Below are 20,211 nucleotides of genomic sequence, written 5' to 3' on the forward strand. Positions count from 1 at the left end.
CCATTTGTTAGTTGTGTCTAACAAATGGGGTGCAGTTCAATGCCGCATTAATCGGCCAGACGGTTTTTTAGCCTGCTTCCCTTATTTCTTCATTGATAAATCTCTTCTTCTGGATAAAGATGAGCCTCATTGAAAGACAAACACCTGCAGCAAGAAGCCCGAACGTAAGGCCAAGCCAATATCCAGTAGCCCCAAGGCTGGTATGATGTGCAAGGACGTAGCCAGCAGGCAGACAGATCAGCCAATAGGCAACCAATGTGATTACAAAAGAAATATTCACATCTTTATATCCTCTTAATGCAGCTTGTGCAGTAGCTTGGATGGCATCGGAAATCTGGAAAAACAGGGCGTAAATTAGAAAATGGGCAGTTAAGGTAATAACAGCGCTATCAGTAGAATAAAAACCTGCAACTTCATAGCGGAAGAAAACAACCAGCAGCCCAGTAAACAAGGCAATCAATACGGCTAAATAGATGCCAAGCCAGCTGTAGGCTTTTGCATCCTTATACCTGCCTGCCCCCACTTCAAATCCGACTAACACTGTCTGCGCCATAGAAATGCTGATCGGGATCATATACAGGAAAGAAACAATGTTTAAGGCGGACTGATAGGCCGCAATAGTTGTCACATTGAACCTGCTGATTAAGATGGTCACCACGGCAAACATACTTGTTTCAAAAAAGATTGACAATCCCATGGGTACTCCAATCTTTAAGATTTCTTTACATTTATCCCATGAAAAATCATGAAGCCCGCTGAATATCGTATAGCTCGAAAAAGGCTCCTTCGTTTTTATTATAAAAGCAGTCATGACAAGGATGAACCAATAAGTGATAGAAGTTGCATACCCTCCTCCTGCTCCTCCCAATTCAGGAAATCCCCAATAGCCAAATATCAGGACATAATTCAGAAAGAAATTGATTGGAAGCGAACAAAACAAAATCACCATTACAACTCTCGTTTTGCCGAGTGCATATATGAAAGATCTTAAAACATTAAATATGAATAAAGGAATGATTCCAAAGCTGAGTCCCACAAGATAGCCCCGAGCCGTTGTTTCCACAGCATCAGTAAGATTCATACTCCCAAGCATCGGGTCAAGCAAAAATGAACCCAACAGGATGACGGCAAAGGCAATAACAAAGCCAAGAAATATTCCATTTTTCACGATAGCAGAAACTTCCTTGTTCTTTTTCTCTCCAAACGCTTGAGCAGCAATTGGAGAAACAGCCATTAAAATTCCGCTGAGCCCGGTAAAAACAGGATTCCAAATGGAGGAGCCTATCGCTACGCCAGCAAGGTCTGAAGCATTATATCTTCCCGACATGATCGTATTAAAAAAGACCATTGCAAACATGCCCAGCTGCGTGATTAGTATAGGAATCAGCATGATGGTAATTTGCCTGATCTTCTCCTGTAAAGTAAACGTCTGATACATCCTAAGGACTCCTTCTCAAAATAGTAAACACAAATATCATTATATTATATCTTTAAGAATAAAGACCTTACTTTTATACAAAAGAAAAAGAGCTGCAGAAGCTCTTTTTCCAGGACATCACTCATTTTCTTCTTCAACTATATATTTAAGTTTTTGCAGCTTATTATTCCAGAATTGTTCATAATAGGACAGCCATTGCTTCAATTCTGTCAGCGGCTCAGGCTGGAGATGGTAGATTCTTTCTCTGCCTGCCTTTTTCCCTTTTACTAACTCAGCTTCAGAAAGGATATGAAGATGTTTTGATATGGCAGTCCGGCTTATGGGAAAATGAGCGCTTATCTCTGAGATCGGGCGTTCTTTTTCGGCCAGCAGCCTCAATACTTCTCTCCTCGTTGGATCGGCGATTGCCTGAAACACATCATGTTTCCTGGCAGAAGCACCCATTATTCCTCAACAACCTTGCCAAGCTTCGCAAGAATTCCAGTCCATCCCTGAGACATTCTTTCACGGATAACCGCACTCTCGGCTTGAGCTTTCTCAACTAGTTCATCTGCCTGTTTCCAGCCGCCATGTATAAGCGTAAATTCAGTTTTGCCGCCCAAATCTTTCAATAGAAAAGATACAAACCAGCCATCTGTATCCCATTTAAAAGAAAGCCGATTAGGTTCATCCAGTTCTGTGACCTTACACGGGGACGGACCAAATGGGGACTGAATATGAAATTCATAGCCCAGCTCAGCCTTAAAATCATTTGGCATAAACCAGGCTTCAATCCCTTCAGATGTAGAAACTGTCTTCCAAACTTTTTCAATCGGTGCATTAAGTATAACTGTCTGTTTAATATCCTGAAGTGTTTCCATTTACATACTCTCCTTTAATTATAAAGTACAACCTTTTGGTTTCACTTAAATCATATACAACCTTTTGGTTTTATGTCAACTGGAATATTATGATGTTTCCTAAAATAAAGCCTAAATATGCAGGTTAATCCATATAATTTACAGAATTATTCTAATAACTAAAGGAGGGATCATGATGCAGGAAACGATTCAAGCCCAAAAACTTTCTGATCTGGAAACTGCGATTCTTACATATGTGCGACCCGATACTTTTCCGCTGGCTATAAGAGTTTTAAGAAAAGAGGAGGAACTGCCTGACAGGGTAAAACGTCCGGCAAGAGACTTTGGCAAAACATTCAGCATCTGCCAGGGTGTGACCATGTCAAGAAGATATGGCTGGTCCATTGCCATGGGCAAGGAAGACTTATCATGCCCAATTGCCAAAATCGCTTTTGGATTTGAAGTGGAACTGGACTATTACTCAAAAGGAAGCTTAACAGATGGCATGTATACAAAAACCTGTGACCTTGGTGCCTTAACCGAAGCGGCCGTTCCTAAGTTTTCAAAGGAGGAAGCGGGAACTATTTTAATGGCTCCTCTGGGGAGAGCAGCATTTGAACCGGAAGTAATCACTGTTTATGGGAATTCAGCCCAAGTCATGAGAATGGTTGCTGCTGCCCTCTATCATACGGGCGGTGAAATTACATCCACATTTACAGCTAGAGCTGACTGTGCCGATATCGTTATTAAGACCATAAAAACGGGTAAGCCACAGGTGATCCTGCCATGCTATGGCGATAGGGTTTTCGGGCAGACACATGATCACGAAATGGCCTTTACTATTCCTTTTTCAATGTCAGATGAATTTGCTGAGGGATTAAAGCAGACCCACAAAGGCGGTGTGCGCTACCCTGTCCCTACCTACCTTCAGTATGAGGCAAAGTATCCGGACACATATGAAAAGCTGAACGAAATGTTCGACAGCCTCCCTTGATTTATTGATGCTGGTGCCCTAAGAGAGGTACCAGCTTGTTTCATTTTCGGAAAAGGGTAAAATAGAAAAAGACAGCTATTAAGAAAAGAGTGAAAATTTTGAGCAGCTTATTCCCATCCCTATATGATTTGGCCATGCTGCCTCTTGAAATAAGAAAATTCCGGAAAATCAGAAGTGAAATTCTTTCCATGGCGGACGGACGGGTACTTGAAGTTGGCGCCGGCACAGGCATTAACTTCCCATTATACAAAAATGCGGCTCTGGTCGATGCCATTGAACCAAGTCAGGCAATGATTGAAAAATCTATTCCACGCAAGAATGCGGCTGGTGTTCCTATCCATATCCACCGGCAGTCTGCTGAAAATCTTGAATTCGCAGACAAAACATTTGATTCAGCAGTTGCCACTCTTGTTTTCTGCACCATACCAAACCCTGACAAAGCACTCGCGGAGATCAGACGAGTCTGTAAGCCAAAGGCAAAAATACTATTCTTTGAACACGTAAAAATGGAGCAGCCCGCTCTGGCATTTGCCCAGGAAGCCTTAACCCCTCTATGGAAACGAATTTGTGACGGCTGCCATCTAAACCGTGATACACTTCTGGCTATACAGGATTCCGGCATGAAGGTTACAAACGTGACTTCCTATTATAAAGGATTGTTTCTAGTAGTGGAATGTGAGAATAGCGATGGCAGTCGTTGATTTTTTATAAGCGGCACCAATTGTGATTATTTGGGGATTGCAACTCTATTTTTGTTGATAGCAGCTGATTAGCTGCGGTTTTTCTCCCTCTTACCTTTTTACGCGTTAATCCAGCTGGTTAACTACCATTTTCCTCCTCCACACCACATTTTTGGCGTTAATGCGAAAGATTATTTCCCATTTTAAAATCATGATCTCTTTCGGCTTTTTTCAGAGTACAAATTCAGTTCTCCACAAAAAAGAAGGCCGATTCAATCAGCCTCCTTTTACTACACCTTTTTTAATTCGTAGTTCCGGTTATCCACCAGCTTCTTATCATCCTTCTTAATTGAGCCTGCCGCTGTTAATTCCAGGATTGGTTTGACCCTGATCACGTCCTGAATTTTTGATGAAAGCTCAGAGTCCAACCCTTGCTCAGATTCTACGAAAATAGTAAGCTGATCCTGCCCGTTCTCATTTGTGACAAAAGCCTGGAAAACCGAATACCCTGCTTCATTCAAAACCTGTGCAAGCTGTTTTTCTCGTACAAACATTCCTTTAACCTTTACTCCATCACTAACACGCCCCAGCACTCCTGCAATCCGTTTTCCCTCGTACCCTTTAACCCAGCGGGAGAGGTCGCCTGTGCCAAAGCGGATGAGCGGGTAGCTTTTATCAAATAGAGTGACAACCACTTCACCTTCTCCATCTGAAACCTCCCACCCAGTCTGTGGTTCACAGATTTGTACAATGGCAGAATCAGTTATTCTCAGGCCAGGGCCCTGCTTGTCTTCAAAAGCAATGCACCCGCAATCGGCAGTTCCATAGCCTTCATATACCGAAATCCCATTGTCTTCACACCTTTTCCGCATTTGTTCAGTCAGCATTTCAGCAGTGAAGAATACTTTGTTAATCGCTATTTCGTTACCAATCTTCCATCCTTTCTCTTCAATGGCATCGAGCAAAAGGTTAAAGAAGCTCGGAGTTCCCACATAGCCGGTTACCAGGACATCCTTCATGATTTGGATCTGCAGCTCCCGATTCCCGGTTCCGGCCGGAATTACAGTTGCACCTAATTCACGAAGTGCCGAGTCAAACATAAAGCCTGCCGGTGAAAGATGATAGGAAAATGTATTCTGTACAATATCATCACTGTTAAACCCGGCTGTCCTGAGAGCTTCTGAAAAACGCCAAAAATCCTTCTCAGTGGTTTGCGGATCATAAATTGGACCTGGTGACATAAAAATCCGTGCCATCTCATTTGGCTTTACAGCTGCAAGGCTTCCGAAGGGCTGGTCTGCTGATTGCAATTCCGGCAATCGATCTTTTTTAAGCACGGGAATTTTTTGTAAATCCTTGAGAGATAGAATGTCACTTGGAGAAATGCGTGCCTCTTCAAGCTGACTTTTAAATCCTTTGGCTCTGTCATATGCATGCTGAATCACTTCCTTCAGCTTTTCCACTACAGCCACCTCTTTCTTCTTTTATAAGATTTAATATCTTTATAGCTTTTCCGTCCCTTATCTCCCATACCAAGGTAAAATTCACGCACATCCTGATTGGAAAGGAGCCGGTCCACCGTTCCATCCATTACAATCCGGCCGTTTTCCATGATGTATCCATAATCGGCAATCGATAAGGCAACATTGGCATTTTGCTCAACTACCAATATCGTGGTACCCTCTTCTTCATTGATTTTTTTGATGATCCCGAAGATCTCTTTTACCAATAGCGGGGCCAGTCCCAATGAAGGCTCATCGAGAAGCAGCACCTTTGGCTTTGCCATAATCCCCCTGCCAATGGCCAGCATTTGCTGCTCTCCTCCTGACAGATATCCGGCCTGCCTGTGCTTCAGCATTTCAAGCTTTGGAAAGTAATGATAAACTTTTTGAATATCACTTTTAATATTCTTCCGGTCTTTCCTGGTATGTGCACCCGCAATCAGGTTATCTTCCACAGAAAGGTGCTTGAACACGCGCCTTCCTTCCATGCACTGAAAAATCCCTTTCTTTACGATGGTTTCAGCATCGCTAACATCAATGCGCTCCCCATACAACTCGATAAATCCGTCTGTCACTTCACCATTCTCACTCTTCAACAGTCCGGAAATGGCTTTAAGGGTGGTGGTTTTCCCTGCGCCATTGCTGCCGAGCAAAGCAACTATTTTCCCTTTCGACACCACCATCGACATCCCCTTTAGTACAAGGATGACCTTATCGTACATCACTTCGACATTGTTAATTGTCAGCATACATCTGTCCTCCCAGCTTTATTAACTCTTTCTCTATTTATTCGTTCCAAGGTCAAGTTCTGAATTATTTGTTGTTTGCTGGTTTTCCAGGTTTGTTTGCAAAACCTGAGATTTATTTGCGAATGCCAAGCGCTTGTTTGCCAAATTTCGAATTTATTTGCATAGTTCACAATTTAGCGATATTCCAAGCCTGTAAAAGTTAACAGGAGGCGGGTAAAAAACCTCGCCCCCCATCATTTTAGTAGCCGATATAATCAGTGAACACTTCAAACTGCCCGTTCTTCACTTCTGCCAATCGAATTTGGTTGGTGCCAGCATGATTGTCAGGTGAAAAAGTAACTGGAGCGGCTAGACCGCCAAGATCCAGATTTGAGATTTTCTCCAGGCCGGCACGGATTCCTTCACCTGAAGTCGGGTCTTCAGCAAGTTTTAGGCCTTCAACCATAATTTTGGCGGAAACCCATCCCTGGATAAATTTCTGGTTCTTGTCTTCCAGCTTTTCACCCTTGCTTTCTACGAACTTCTTGATTTCTTCCATTCCAGGAAGATCTTCATAAGGGAATGCATGTGTGACAACCCCGATAAATCCTTCAGCCGCATCACCCGCAATTGGAAGCAAACCTTCACCTGCAGCCCAGTTTAAACCGATGAATTGTGTATCAAGGCCAAGCTTTTTAGCATCTTTTAGAATCGTTGCGGTTGCCCCCCAAGTTTGGTTGATAATCGCATAATCAGGATTTTTCTTTTCCATGTTCAGTAATTGGGAGGTTGCATCAAGTGTTTTCAGGTCAACTATTTGCTCATCAACAATTTCAATGCCATTTTCCTTTGCATAATTCTTGGCATCTTCAATTGGGGATTTTCCAAAAGCCGTATCGTTGTATATTAATGCTACAGTAGGTGTGCCGCCAGTGTGATTGTCTTTTATCCATTTCAGTACGGATCTTGCCTGATCTGAGTATGAAGCTGCGGCCAGGAAGTTATATGGGCTTTCGTCAATATTTTTTAGATTCTCTGAGTATGAAGCCGAGATGAATGGAAGTTTGTCAGCTGCCACCTGCTGGCGAAGCGCTTCTGTGTCACCTGTCCCCCATCCTAAAATGGCCGATACTTTATCTTTTGATTTCAATTTCTGATAAAGTTTTTGGGCTTCAGGAATTTTATAAGCATAGTCATCACCGATTAATTCGAGCTTATATCCATTGATCTCCTTTCCTGCAATGGATTCAAAAAATGCTTTTTCACCCTCTGCATATGGTGTTCCAACATCCCCGGTACCGCCCGTAAGGTCAAAGATACCGCCGATTTTGACTGTGCCTTTCTTGTCACCCGATGCTTCCTCGCTGCCTCCTGAACAGCCAGCCAGCATTCCAGCCATTAATGTTGCTGCCAATAAACCTTTCCAAACCTTCTTCATAATGTTCCCCCTCATTTTTACCTCTTTTTTATAAAAATTTGAAAGTTTTACTTTCAAAATTTTCAGAAATTATTACCCGGGAATTAATAAGAAAATGGCCATAGTTTAAAGTAGTCTTTAATATTTTTCCATATTTTCGCGAGTCCCTGCGGTTCATAAATCAGGAATAAGATAATCACTAGGCCAAATACTACCTCTTTCATACCTATTAAGACTGCAGATAAGTCTGGAAAAACCCCGCTCATCATTTCTACACCTGATCTTAGAACAACTGGAAGCAATGTAATGAAAACAGCTCCGTAGATCGACCCGAATACACTCCCTAATCCGCCGACCAGTATGATTGCTAAGTATTCGATGGACACTGTAATGCTGTATAGCTCTGGACTTACAACCATGGTATAGTGGCCCAGTAAAGCTCCGGCAATGCCAACGAAGAAGGAACTCACAATAAATGCCAATACCTTATACTTAAACAGATCGATTCCCATCACTTCTGCTGCTACATCACGGTCACGTACTGCTATGAATGCCCTGCCGACCCGCGACCGGAAGAGGTTCAGGGTGAAGGTGGCCGTAATAATCAGCACTGCAAACATCAAATAATAATAGCTCCGCTCACTGTAAAAGACAAAACTGCCAAGTTCAGGCCTTGATAGAACCATTCCGGCTGTTCCGCCTGTCAGCGCATCCCAGCGGGAAATAATAAACAAAATGATTACCTGTGCTGCCAGTGTCGCAATGGCTAAATATAATCCTTTTAGCCTTAAGGAAGGCAATCCGAATAGTCCGCCTACAATCGCCGTCACAATGCCGGCTGTCGGCATGGCAATCCAAAAGCTTAATCCAAGCTTGGCTGTCAGAATGGCCGACGTATATCCGCCTACTCCGAGAAACGCGCCTACCCCTATGGAAATCTGGCCCGTAAAGCCCGTCAGGATGTTCAGGCCAATCGCACCAATCGCGGCAATTCCGCAAAGCGTTGCCAGTCCAATGATATAATCGGATGCAAACATCGGAAAGACTGCAAATATTGCCAGAAGAATGAATACCCGCATCCTTACTCTGGAGATTTTCCAGATGGCCATATCTTGTTTATAATTTACATGGAATTCTCCACAATCCATTACAAAAGGATTTCTCATCGGTTACACCCTCTCGATTTCTTTTTTTCCGAACAAACCATATGGCTTGAACATAAGGATAAATACGAGGATGACAAACGGCATAACCTCTTTCAGACCGCCACCAACCAATGGATCCAGATATCCGCCAGTCAAGCTCTCAAGAATGCCGATGATCAGTCCCCCGATGATGGCCCCGGGGATACTGTCAAGTCCTCCTAAGATGGCAACCGGAAGTACTTTTAAGCCGATCGCTGAAAGGGATGCATTAACACCATTTATGTTCCCGAGAAGGATGCCACCAACCGCAGAAACAATTGCAGCAATTGCCCAGGCAACTGCGAAAATCATCTTAACGCTGATACCCATTGACATAGCCGCCTGCTGATCATCTGCGGTTGCCCTCATCGCAATTCCCAGCTTCGAATATTTGAAAAAGAGGGTGAAAATGATAAGCATAGCCACAACGATTAAAAGTGACCATAAATAGACAGGTGCAATGACAATCTCACCAAGATTAATCGGCTGTTCTGAGAAGATTTTTGGAAACACACGTGTTTCATGTCCCCAAATAATATGGACAATCCCAGCAAGAACACTCGATAAACCGATCGTCGCCATTATCATCGATATGACCGGCTCTCCAATAAACGGACGCAGAACAATACGTTCAATGACAAATCCTAAAACGGCACTGAACATAAGCGCAATTAAAAGGGCTGCAATAAACGGAATGTTGTAGGCTGTAATAAGCGTTAAACATACATACGTTCCAATTAAAAGGAACTCTCCTTGTGCAAAGTTGATGGCGTCACTGGATTTATAAATAAGCACAAAACCCAGTGCCACAAGTGCATAAACACTTCCTACAACTATTCCTGTTACGAGCATCTGCAAGAAAAAAGTCATTAAGCTGCCCCTCTCCTTCATCCAAAAAAATGACTTGAAGCGTTGTTTGGATGGTTTGTTCCATGCCATCACGATACTTGATCGTGCCATTGACACGTATTTTTTTGTCCTCTGTATAAAGACCATCGATTAAGGCCTGATATTTTCTAGCAACAAACTGCCTGCGGACTTTCTTTGTTCTTGTAAGCTCTTCATCATCTGCATCCAGTTCTTTATAAAGAAGAACGAATTTTTTCACCCGGGCTTTTTCAGGCAGGGTCTGATTGATTTCCTGCACCTGTTTTTCGATCAGTTCCAGCACTTCCGGTTTGGATGATAAATCGGTATAAGTTGTATAGCTGATTTGATTTTTCTCTGCCCAGCGCCCTACATTTTTCATATCAATATTGATCATGGCAACCACATATGGGCGATCCTTCCCGATTGCTACCGCTTCCTGTATGAACGAACTGAATTTCAGCTTATTTTCGATAAATTGCGGGGAGAACATCTCACCTGTATCAAGGCGAATGACATCTTTAATACGGTCAATGATATACAAATGCCCATCTTCATCCAGCCTCCCTGCATCCCCTGTATGTAGCCAGCCATCCTGAATGGTTTCGATTGTACTTTTCTCGTTTTTATAGTACCCTTTGCAGACGCTTGAGCTTTTGATCAGAATTTCTCCTTCATCAGAAATTTTCACTTCTGTTCCAGGAATAGGAATTCCAACACTGTCCAGCTTAATGTCTCCGTCCCTGTGCACAATAGATATGCCTGAAACTTCTGTCTGCCCATAAATGCTTTTCACATTGACTCCTATGCTGTGGAAGAACTCAAATACATCTGGGCCTAAAGGGGCACCTCCGGTATAAGCGCGCTTGATCTTCAGGAGTCCGAAATGATCGCGAATCGCACTGAACATCAGATAATCAGCAATTCTATAGAGAACCTTCGTTCCAGTGCTGACAGGTTTGTTTTCAAAATGTGCTTTGGCTGCCTTCTCGCCTATCGGCTTGCACAAATTATATATCTTTCTTTTTAGCCAGCCGCTGTCCTGAATTCTGACCTGAAAGCGAGATACCATATCTTCATATATTCTTGGAGGTGAAAACATAACCTGTGGCCCAATTTCCCGAAGGTCTTCCAATACGGTTGCCGGCTCTTCAGGGAAATTAATCGTCATCCCATTGTATAAGCCCATAGCAAAGGTCATCATCTGTTCCCCGATCCAGGCAAGCGGAAGGAATGATACATATTCATCCTTATCAGTCAGCGGATCGATGTCTGATAGGTTTTTAGCCATGTCTATCAGATTCCTGTAAGTAAGCATCGTTCCTTTCGGATTGCCTGTCGTTCCTGAAGTATATGATAAAATAGCCACGTCATCTGCAGAACCTTTATCAACTTCCTGCGCAAATAAATCAGGCTGCTCAGTGTGATAAACCCGTCCCATTTGCAGAACCTCTTCAAATTCAAAAAGGAAATCCTCCCGGTAACTTCTCATGCCCCGTGAATCATAATAAATAATCGTTCTGACTTTAGGAATGGAGTCTTTAATCTCCAGAAGCTTATCCACTTGCTCCTGATCTTCTGCTACTATTATAGTTGCGTCACAATTATCAATGATGTAACTAAGTTCAGCAGGTAAGGATTCCTGATAGATTCCGACTGAAATGCCGCCCAAGCTTTGCACAGCAAGCTCACTGATTACCCATTCAGGTCTGTTATCGCCAATAATGGCTAGCTTATCCTCCCTTTTCAGACCTAAAGATGCCAACCCCAAGCTGAAATTCATAACTTTCTCCAAGAACGCTTCATACGTGATTTCATTCCAAATTCCAAATTCTTTTTCTCTTAAAGCAACTTGTGACCCTTTTGCGTAAGCCCTTTCAATCAGCAGCTGCGTAAATGTCATGCTCATAGAATCGCTCCCCCCTCCTAAAAAATAAAACTAACTTTTAGCCGAATTATCTGTTATACGGCATTCTCTTCTCCCAGATAAGCTTCTATGACTCTAGGATTATTCTGAATCTCTTCGGGCGTCCCGTAGCCAATCAGTTTCCCGAAATCAAGAACTGCAATGTGATCGGATAAATCCATAACAACTCCCATGTCGTGTTCAATTAATATAATGGTTGTATTCATTTCTTCATGAATGTCGATAATGTATCTGGCCATGTCCTCTTTTTCTTCACTATTCATGCCTGCCATCGGCTCATCCAGAAGAAGGATGTCAGGTTCCAGTGCCAGAGCCCTGCCGGTTTCGACCCTTTTCTGCAATCCATACGAAAGAGTTCCCACGGGAGTATTGCGGATATCCTCAATTTCAAGAAAATCGATTACCTGCTCAACTTTTTTCCGATGTTCAATTTCCTCTCTTTGCGCCTTTCCCCAATAAAATCCTCCTGCAAGAAGCCCGGTTTTCATTCTGGCATGCCTGCCAAGCATCAGATTGTCCAAAACAGATAAATGCGGAAAAAGTTCGATGTTCTGGAATGCCCGGGCAATACCCATACTGGCTCTTTTGTGAGGTTTATAGCGGGTAATATCTTCCCCTTTGAAGTGGATGGAACCAGATGAAGGCTTGTATAGTCCGCTAATGCAATTCAGCATACTTGTCTTCCCTGCCCCATTTGGCCCAATAAGCGAAAAAATCTCTCCTTCCTGCACTTCATATGAGACATGATCGAGAGCTACTACACCTCCAAACCTTAAAGTAGCATCTTTTATCTCTAAAATCCCCAATCTTTCAACCCCCTTTATTTCGATAAGCAAAGTATTTTTTATAAAATTATGAATAGTTTAAATATTCTTTACATGTTTATTTTCTCCTTTTAATATTTAAAATATTTTTCAGTGCTAAGCTATTTTTCATTTCTATGTGATTGAGAATATTGATATGACAAATTCCTTATGTGTAAGTATTTTTCACTATGAGCTAAGTCGTAAATAGTATGCACACTCTTTATGTAAATAGAAAGAAGAATAGCTGAACACAATGTGCCCAGCTTAGTTTGGTCTTAGTCCAGCTTCACCCATTATGAAGGCTGCTGATGCCCCGCTTTTGGATTACTAGTTAAATCACGACTAAATCATTTCCTCTCTCAGATTTTCCTTAAATGTATGTGCTGTCCCTTTTTTGGCATTTTACTGCAGCATGGCAGGTTTGCAACAGATCCATTAATTTCTTATTGGCTGGTGATTAAAAAAGTGCCGCTTACATAACAATGCTAGTAATTCGAAATTAAATAAAAGGAGAATCTGACTTGATCTGTTTGTGTGAAGAGCTTTCCTTAGCCTATTGCGGCCGAGAAAGAAAAATAGCCATATTAGAAGATAAACATACTGTTTTAAAAAACTTTGGTCTAAACGATGAAAGCTGGCTGAGCTTTTGGAATATTGACTGCAGACTCCTGACTATGTTTTATCGATCCCTGGATGCGCATTATGAATGGTTTATTGTCGTCTATGATTATGAAAAGTTCTGTTCAGACAGAGAAATAAAAGAAGCCATAATTTTGCATGAAATTGGACATATTACCTATCCGGCTGGAAAGAATATAATCTGTACAGATACTGAAGTTCAATGTGATCGGGTAGCTATTGATTACGGCCAGAAGGAAGGAATCAAGAAGATTTTGGACCTCACCCTTATAATGGCACGCTCGCTTAATAATGAAGTGCTGCTGAATATGACAAAAGAAAGACAAAAACAATTACACTTTATATAATCCAAGCATTTAAAAATTTTTTCAGCAGTACATGTAGCACGGCAAGTTTTGCATGATCTTTAGATGATCGAGTTCTAAATGTTCCGAAGATAGGAGGGCAACCTGCAGTTCACTAGGTTTCTGGGGCCAGGCAGAATCCCATGATACTTTTAATGTGGATTACATATGAAATTTATGGTACTCTTTAATCTTAGAATAGGAAGTGATGATATTGATAAAAATTGAAATTCCCGAGCCAAATCTCGTCATTACAAGAAGCAGGCAAACGGGGCAGGCAGGAGAAAGTGACCTTAGCAGTGTCTATGGTTTCACAGATTATCATAAGATACCAAGAGACAAGGGCGGCATGATTCTGTTCTTCGATGCGAATGAAGATCTGCTCTTTGCTGGGAAGGCACGAAAATTAAGGCAGCGCGTGAAAAAGCATTTTGAAGATAATGTTTCCCCAATAAAAAATCATCGTGATAATGTCTATAAAATTGCAGTCATTTACGTTGAAGACAGCATGGAGCGCGAAATTTATGAGACTTATATCATTAATACCCTTCATGCAAAATATAATATAGACAAAGTATTTTACAAATAAAAAGGCCATTCCGGCCTTTTTTTTGTAAAAAAGTATAACTTTAAACTTCGATAACTTTCCTGCGCAAGCAGCCCCCCTCGAGGTGCCGAAGGTGGGCAAGGCGCTTTCTCTTTTCTAATTAATCGATATCTTTTTTGTTTTTACCTTTAATGAACCGGTAGGTCAAATATGCAATGTATAGCGGAATCGCAATATAAATTAAATCGGGGAATGGTCCATAGGAGCCCTTATAAATAACGTACAGGACACTTCCTAGAAAAATGGTAACAATCGTCCCGTATTTTGGAAGAGGAACTTCCTTAAAGCTGGGGATCCGAATTCTGCTTACCATTAGAAAGCATAGGGCAGTAAACACAACAGTTGTGATGATATTGGGAATACGGTCACCAAAAAGGGTCAGTATGGCCATGATCCCTCCTGCTGCTGTTATCGGAACTCCTATAAAATAATTTAATGAGGACTTTGGGGGACTGATATTGAATCGGGCAAGCCGATATGCCCCGAATAAAGGAAAAAGACCTGAAACAATCAATCCAAGAATTCCAAATTGAAAAAAATATGTATAAAAGACCAAAAATGAAGGGGCAACACCAAATGTAACAATATCTGCCAGCGAATCAAGTTCTTTTCCAAGCGTACTATCCGCTTTCAGCATTCTTGCCAGCCTGCCGTCCATGCTATCAAGCATCATGCCGATTAAAATTAATATTGCTGCATTTTTAAATTCGCCATTGGCTGCCATTCCGATTGAAAGAAAACCGCAATATAGATTACCCAAAGTGACTATATTGGGGATTGTTTTAATAAAACGCACTAGTGACCATCACACTCCAAAAATAGAAAAAAGTTTATTTTAATATATATTCCCCTTCATTATACCATTTAATCTCAGCAGCATCCCCTCTCTTTCGAATATTCAAAGGCTAAAATCCATTTGGAAGAGTGACTCGACTTAATCTCGCAAGTGTCACAATTTTTGAGGCATGAAACATGAAGAGTCCCTAATCATCTTCATGATTAGGGACTCTTCATTCTTTCAGGACATACTTTAATTTTCTGTCATAAATTTAATTTCTCTGCTGACATTCCAGCAATAGTGTTTAAGACTTCCTCATTATGTTCTCCCAGTTTTGGAGGGCCATCCACTGCCGAGTCCATTCCTCCATGCATTTTAACGAAAGGGTAATTCCCGTCTCGTTCATAAATCCTCCTAAAAAGTGGAAAGTCTTTTAATTCACCCGTCTCCAATACCGGAGTCAGGCAGCAATCAACTCTTTGCCCGAATTCAGTCCACTCTTTTAATGTCCTGCTTTTAAATAATTCGGTCATCTCCAAAAATACAGGATTATTGCCAGAGGCACGGGAGAAATGGGAATCAATCCAATCCTCTCTGCCGGCACTCCTGCAGAAGTTTATCCAGAACTTCGGCTCTAATGCAGCAAGTGCAGCAAACCGCGCATCCTTTGTCTCATAAATGGAGTAGGCGACGATTTCCCCGCTTAGTACCGGAAGTCCATTTGGATAACCCGTTTCTTTTTCAATCAGCAAATGGTTTCCCATGATGGAAGCCATCACTTCAGCAATGGAAATGGAGTGATGCCCGCCTTTGCAGGAAAGCAGGGCTGCCAGTATCCTTTCGCTCGCAGCCATTCCTCCCATAAAGTCCGCTATTGTATTGGACGGGTGAACAGGACGGCCGCTGCGGTCCTTCAGCTGGGAAAGGGCGCCGCTTACTGCCATATAGTTCAAATCATGACTGCCTAAATATTGAAAATCTTTATTCTCCCCGTAGCCTGTAAGGGAGCAATAAACGATAGCAGGTTTATGTCTTTTTACAGTCTCATAATCAAGTCCGAGTTTTTTCATGACTCCTGGCCGAAAGCTTTCCAGCACGGCATGACTTTCAGAAATCAGCTTTAGGGCTGCACTTCTTCCTTCCTCACTCTTCAGATTGAGTGTAATGCTTTTTTTACCTCGGTTGTTGGCGGCAAACACTGCTCCTGTACCCTGTATTTTAATATCCAGCTGCCTTGCGGGGTCACCCGTCAAAGATTCAACCTTAATCACTTCAGCTCCAAGCTCTGCAAGCCTCTGGGAAGCAAACGGACCAGGAAGATAATTGGAAAAATCGATTACTCTTATGCCTTTTAACATCATGCATCCCTTTCTTCCGGCTAAATTTTTCCGTCAGCGAACAGATCCTCCAGCTGCTTGCGGAGCATAAACTTCTGTATCTTTCCGCTCGCATTCCTTGGCAGCGCTTCACAGAATACGTATTTTCTTGGCCGCTTATAATTAGCGAGTTCATCACTATTCCTGCACAGTTCATCCAGCTCATTTTCAGATAGTGCCGGATCTTTTTTTACGACAAATGCTGTGACCGTCTCACCCCAGCGGTCATCAGGCTGGCCAATCACTGCCACATCCAGTACGCCAATATGCGTATATAAAATATCTTCCACTTCCCGGGGGTAAATGTTTTCTCCGCCGCTAATGATCATATCATCGACTCTGTCTTTAACGTACAAATAGCCTTCATCATCCAGATATCCTATGTCACCAGAGTGGTACCAGCCTCCATGCATGGCAAGGCTGTTTGCCTCATCCCGATTGAAATAACCATTCATCATGCATGGACCTTTTACAATGATTTCACCTGTTTCCCCTGCCGGCACCATATCATCAGGATCAGATGGACCATTTTCATTCGGTCTTACAATCCTTATTTCATGGTTTAAACATGGCTGTCCTGCAGACCCTGCTTTCCGGATCTGATCATCTTCAGATAAAAACGTAATGGCAGGCCCCATCTCGGTCATTCCATATGCCTGTACAAGGGAGATGCCTAATTTTTCCCGGCATGCATACACAAGTGCCGGCGCCATTGGAGCTGCTCCATACAGTCCCAGCTTCAGGCTTTCCAGATTATAATCGCTTAAGTTTTCCTGCAGCAGCATATTCCACATGGTAGGTGCTGCAAAAAACTTTGTAATCTTCTCATCTGAAATTAACTGTAATACTTCTTTTGCATCAAAGTGATGGAGGATGGTATTTTTAGCCCCCACATGCACCCTCGGCAAAAAGGCACAGTGAAGCTCTGCACAGTGGAACATTGGAGCAGTCACAAGACCATTGTCACTGCTTTCAAGCTTTGTGGCTCCTATTACGATTAAACTTTGTTCAGCCATATCCCGATGCCTGTGTACAACTCCTTTTGGCCTACCAGTGGTACCGCTCGTGTACATAATCGCGTACAAGTCATTTTCGTCAATTTCTATTTCGATTTCGTCGTGCGATGCTGCATCCACTTTTTCCCGATAGGATGAAGCATATCCGGGTGCATTGTCATCAATGAACCAGAAGGCAGTATGAGGAAAACGTTTAGCAATTGGGGTAATGCCGGATTCCAGCATTTGTTCAAATAACACTACTTTTGGATCTGCATCCTGAAGGATATAAGCAACTTCTTCTGACATCAGCCTAAAGTTGATGGGATTAAAAATGGCACCGATTTTTGCACATGCAAAGAATGCTGTTGCAAGTTCCTCTGTATTAAAAAGGTAGGTTGAAACCCTGTCGCCCTTTCTGACGCCGTCATTCATTAAGGAATTCGCCAATTTATTGATCTCAAGACTCCATTCCTTATAGGTAAGACGAAGATTTTTCCTGACATCATACAGGGCTTCTTTATTCGGAAACTTTCCGGCAGTTAAATCAAAAATTCTCCCAATAGTAGTAGTCATTTTTATTCCTCCCCATTTTTCAGTCTAATCGTTCAATAATAGTTGCATTCGCCATTCCAAGGCCTTCACACATGGTCTGCAGTCCATAGCGCCCCCCTGTTCTTTCCAGTTCATGCATCATGGTAACCATCAGCCGTGCACCGCTGCCCCCAGAGGATGGCCGAGTGCAATGGCTCCGCCGTTTGGATTAAGCTTTGCGGGATCGGCTCCTGTTTCTTTCAGCCAGGCGAGCGGAACAGGAGCGAATGCTTCGTTCACTTCAAACACGTCGATGTTCTCAATAGCCAGTCCAGCTTTCTTTAACACTTTCTCAGTTGCCGGTATCGGTCCAGTCAGCATTAAAGTAGGATCAGAGCCAACTGCTGTACGGGCAAGAATCCTGAACCTTGGCTTCATTCCAAGCTCCTCTGCTTTATCCCGTGACATAATTAATAGTGCAGCGGCCCCATCGCTGATTTGACTTGAATTCCCTGCATGAATGACTCCATTCTCTTTAAAAACAGTTCGTAAGCTTCCTAGTGCTTCCAGCGAAGTTTCCTTTCTGGGGCCGGAGTCCTCCGATACCGTCATAAGCTGCCCATCAGACAATGTCACATCTAAGGGTGCAATCTCTCTCTCAAAACGCTTTTCCGCCTGTGCTTTTAAAGCCTTTTGGTGGCTCTCTAATGAATAGTGATCAAGTTCTTCTCTTGTAAAACCATATTTTTCAGCAATGCGTTCAGCTGATAAACCCTGGTGAATGATTTCATGTCTGTCTGTCAGTTTTTCACTGAATCCTGCACCCTGATAACTGGAGCCGATAGGGACACGGGACATGCTTTCGACACCGCCTGCGATCACAATATCCATGTCTCCCGCCAAAATCGCCTGAGCTGCAAAATGAACAGCCTGCTGGCTGGAGCCGCATTGACGGTCAATGGTGGTCCCCGGCACTTCAATCGGAAAACCGGCTATCAATGCTGCGACCCTTGCAATATCCCCTGTTTGTTCGCCTATTTGCGAGACACATCCAAGAATGACATCATCAATGAAATGCGGATCTATGCCTGCACGTCCGACAAGTGCCTTTAGTGCTTCAGCAGCCAGATCATCCGCCCTGATATCTTTTAAAAAGCCGTTTTTTCTTCCTACTGGTGTTCTTACACCTTCGACAATGACAGCTTCACGCATGTTTACTCCTCCTTATAAACCCATGTTCTTCGCAATAATAGTTTTCATGATTTCATTTGTACCTGCATATATACTGGCAACTGGTATATCCCTGTATCTCCTCGCAATCTCGTATTCTTCCATGTAGCCATAGCCGCCGTGAAGCTGCATGCATTCTGCGGCAATATTCCGGGCGTTTTCAGTAAGCTTCCATTTCGCCATGGAGACCTTTGTAACTACATCTTTCCCTGCCATATGCTCTGTGATCAATTGATCAAGAAACGACCTTCCCATCTCAATATCTGTTGCCATTTCGGCAATCTTAAATTGAGTGTTTTGAAACTGGCTGACCGGTTTTCCGAATGCCTCGCGATTCTTAACATAATTCATTGTTAAATTAAGCATTTCCTCTGCAGCCACCTGGGCAGCGATTGCAACGACAAGTCTTTCCTGCTGCAGCTTATCCATCAAATACAGAAAACCTTTCCCTTCTTCTCCAATCAGATTTTCTTTCGGAACCATGCAATCTTCAAAAATTAACTCTGCCGTATCCTGACAGTGAAGGCCAACCTTGTTTAATTTTCTTCCTCTTGAAAACCCCTTTGTTCCCCTCTCGATCGCAAGCAAGCTTACTCCTTTATGCCTGGGAACTGCATTGGGATTGGTTTTACAGGCTATGATGATTAAATCGGCATGAATTCCATTGGTTATAAAGGTCTTTTCACCATTCACTATGTAATGGTCCCCATCAAGCCTTGCTGTCGTTCTGATGCCGGCTAAATCAGATCCGGCGCCAGGTTCAGTCATTGCGATAGCAGTAATGATTTCACCTTCTGCACACTTTGGCAGCCACCTTTCCTTTTGCTCATCTGTTCCATAAGCAGTAATGTAAGGAACAACAATATCATTGTGGAGCCCAATTCCCACCATGCCTGAACCAACCCGTTCAAGTTCTTCATTAATGACTACTGAGAAGCCCCAATCAACATTGCTTCCGCCATATTTTTCATCAATATCAGGGCATAAAAAACCTTGCTCCCCCATCTTGTGCCAAAAATCCCGGGGAATGATCCTGTCCTCTTCCCATTTGTCATAATACGGATATGCTTCCTTCTCTAAAAACTTACGCAGAGATTCCCGAAAAATTTCATGCTCTTCCTGTATGTATGAAGCAGCCATATTATGATCCTCCGAATCTAAAATTTTTTTGACATAACACAAAGTATTATTCACTGCCTTTGTAAAGGCTTACAATTATATTGTACAATAATTATCTATATTTTTAGAACATTTAAAATTCATTTTTTTAAAATATCTGTCTTTCGTAAAGTCTTTTTTCGTATAAATTTTTTTCGCCTATCATTG

18 protein-coding genes and 1 pseudogene are annotated in these 20,211 nt (G+C 42.5%); 4 read left to right on the forward strand and 15 right to left on the reverse strand.

The features are described 5' to 3' along the window. Positions 1 to 67: 67 nt before the first annotated feature. From ACXAD1_RS15280 to ACXAD1_RS15290, 3 genes are all read right to left on the reverse strand, one after another. A complete protein-coding gene (locus tag ACXAD1_RS15280; RefSeq protein WP_474910514.1) occupies positions 68 to 1,438 on the reverse strand; it encodes an MATE family efflux transporter in 1,371 nt (456 codons plus the stop codon). 117 nt (positions 1,439 to 1,555) lie between these two features. Next, positions 1,556 to 1,882, reverse strand: a complete 327-nt coding sequence (locus tag ACXAD1_RS15285) for an ArsR/SmtB family transcription factor (RefSeq protein WP_206843520.1) — start codon at positions 1,880 to 1,882, stop codon at positions 1,556 to 1,558. After that, positions 1,882 to 2,298, reverse strand: a complete 417-nt coding sequence (locus ACXAD1_RS15290) for an SRPBCC family protein (RefSeq protein ID WP_206843518.1) — start codon at positions 2,296 to 2,298, stop codon at positions 1,882 to 1,884. The genes ACXAD1_RS15285 and ACXAD1_RS15290 overlap by 1 nt, the downstream gene beginning before the upstream one ends. A 172-nt stretch (positions 2,299 to 2,470) precedes the next feature. On the opposite strand from ACXAD1_RS15290, the gene ACXAD1_RS15295 reads away from it, so the two are divergent. Next, the gene (locus ACXAD1_RS15295) at positions 2,471 to 3,271 is read left to right on the forward strand and encodes a DUF169 domain-containing protein (RefSeq protein WP_474910515.1); all 801 of its coding nucleotides are present in this window, start codon (positions 2,471 to 2,473) and stop codon (positions 3,269 to 3,271) included. A 98-nt stretch (positions 3,272 to 3,369) separates the two neighbouring features. Beyond that, on the forward strand, positions 3,370 to 3,972 hold the full coding sequence (locus ACXAD1_RS15300; RefSeq protein ID WP_474910516.1) for a class I SAM-dependent methyltransferase: 603 nt from the start codon (positions 3,370 to 3,372) through the stop codon (positions 3,970 to 3,972). A 269-nt stretch (positions 3,973 to 4,241) separates the two neighbouring features. On the opposite strand, the gene ACXAD1_RS15305 is transcribed toward ACXAD1_RS15300, so the two are convergent. From ACXAD1_RS15305 to ACXAD1_RS15335, 7 genes are all read right to left on the reverse strand, one after another. Further along, positions 4,242 to 5,414 (reverse strand): phenylacetate--CoA ligase family protein, encoded by a 1,173-nt coding sequence (locus tag ACXAD1_RS15305; protein ID WP_474910517.1) that lies wholly within the window; start codon positions 5,412 to 5,414, stop codon positions 4,242 to 4,244. Further along, complete coding sequence (locus ACXAD1_RS15310; protein WP_474910518.1) at positions 5,414 to 6,202, reverse strand: ABC transporter ATP-binding protein; 789 nt, start codon at positions 6,200 to 6,202, stop codon at positions 5,414 to 5,416. Before ACXAD1_RS15310 ends, ACXAD1_RS15305 begins: the two co-directional genes overlap by 1 nt. A 238-nt stretch (positions 6,203 to 6,440) precedes the next feature. After that, positions 6,441 to 7,619 (reverse strand): ABC transporter substrate-binding protein, encoded by a 1,179-nt coding sequence (locus tag ACXAD1_RS15315; RefSeq protein ID WP_206843511.1) that lies wholly within the window; start codon positions 7,617 to 7,619, stop codon positions 6,441 to 6,443. An 83-nt stretch (positions 7,620 to 7,702) separates the two neighbouring features. Continuing rightward, complete coding sequence (locus ACXAD1_RS15320; protein WP_206843509.1) at positions 7,703 to 8,764, reverse strand: branched-chain amino acid ABC transporter permease; 1,062 nt, start codon at positions 8,762 to 8,764, stop codon at positions 7,703 to 7,705. Between the two features lie 3 nt (positions 8,765 to 8,767). Continuing rightward, positions 8,768 to 9,652: a branched-chain amino acid ABC transporter permease gene (locus tag ACXAD1_RS15325; RefSeq protein ID WP_206843507.1), complete on the reverse strand. Its 885-nt coding sequence runs from the start codon at positions 9,650 to 9,652 to the stop codon at positions 8,768 to 8,770. Further along, positions 9,564 to 11,558: an AMP-binding protein gene (locus ACXAD1_RS15330; RefSeq protein ID WP_474910519.1), complete on the reverse strand. Its 1,995-nt coding sequence runs from the start codon at positions 11,556 to 11,558 to the stop codon at positions 9,564 to 9,566. The genes ACXAD1_RS15325 and ACXAD1_RS15330 overlap by 89 nt, the downstream gene beginning before the upstream one ends. 53 nt (positions 11,559 to 11,611) lie before the next feature. Then, on the reverse strand, positions 11,612 to 12,382 hold the full coding sequence (locus ACXAD1_RS15335) for an ABC transporter ATP-binding protein (RefSeq protein WP_474910520.1): 771 nt from the start codon (positions 12,380 to 12,382) through the stop codon (positions 11,612 to 11,614). A 521-nt stretch (positions 12,383 to 12,903) separates the two neighbouring features. On the opposite strand from ACXAD1_RS15335, the gene ACXAD1_RS15340 reads away from it, so the two are divergent. Together ACXAD1_RS15340 and ACXAD1_RS15345 are read left to right on the forward strand one after the other, a co-directional pair. After that, positions 12,904 to 13,368, forward strand: a complete 465-nt coding sequence (locus tag ACXAD1_RS15340; protein ID WP_474910521.1) for a hypothetical protein — start codon at positions 12,904 to 12,906, stop codon at positions 13,366 to 13,368. A gap of 211 nt (positions 13,369 to 13,579) precedes the next feature. Continuing rightward, the gene (locus ACXAD1_RS15345) at positions 13,580 to 13,954 is read left to right on the forward strand and encodes a nucleotide excision repair endonuclease (protein WP_474910522.1); all 375 of its coding nucleotides are present in this window, start codon (positions 13,580 to 13,582) and stop codon (positions 13,952 to 13,954) included. Between the two features lie 118 nt (positions 13,955 to 14,072). On the opposite strand, the gene pssA is transcribed toward ACXAD1_RS15345, so the two are convergent. From pssA to ACXAD1_RS15370, 5 genes and pseudogenes are all read right to left on the reverse strand, one after another. Further along, on the reverse strand, positions 14,073 to 14,768 hold the full coding sequence (pssA, locus tag ACXAD1_RS15350; protein WP_206843495.1) for a CDP-diacylglycerol--serine O-phosphatidyltransferase: 696 nt from the start codon (positions 14,766 to 14,768) through the stop codon (positions 14,073 to 14,075). A 245-nt stretch (positions 14,769 to 15,013) separates the two neighbouring features. After that, positions 15,014 to 16,108 carry a CaiB/BaiF CoA transferase family protein gene (locus tag ACXAD1_RS15355; protein WP_474910523.1) on the reverse strand — a complete coding sequence of 365 codons (1,095 nt, stop codon included), beginning with the start codon at positions 16,106 to 16,108 and terminating at the stop codon, positions 15,014 to 15,016. Between the two features lie 20 nt (positions 16,109 to 16,128). Then, on the reverse strand, positions 16,129 to 17,697 hold the full coding sequence (locus ACXAD1_RS15360; RefSeq protein ID WP_474910524.1) for a fatty acid--CoA ligase: 1,569 nt from the start codon (positions 17,695 to 17,697) through the stop codon (positions 16,129 to 16,131). A gap of 19 nt (positions 17,698 to 17,716) precedes the next feature. Further along, positions 17,717 to 18,867, reverse strand: a pseudogene (locus ACXAD1_RS15365) (thiolase family protein). 12 nt (positions 18,868 to 18,879) lie between these two features. Continuing rightward, positions 18,880 to 20,025 (reverse strand): acyl-CoA dehydrogenase family protein, encoded by a 1,146-nt coding sequence (locus tag ACXAD1_RS15370; RefSeq protein ID WP_206843489.1) that lies wholly within the window; start codon positions 20,023 to 20,025, stop codon positions 18,880 to 18,882. Positions 20,026 to 20,211: the final 186 nt, after the last annotated feature.

This window comes from Cytobacillus sp. ABV4_503, from assembly GCF_056158445.1.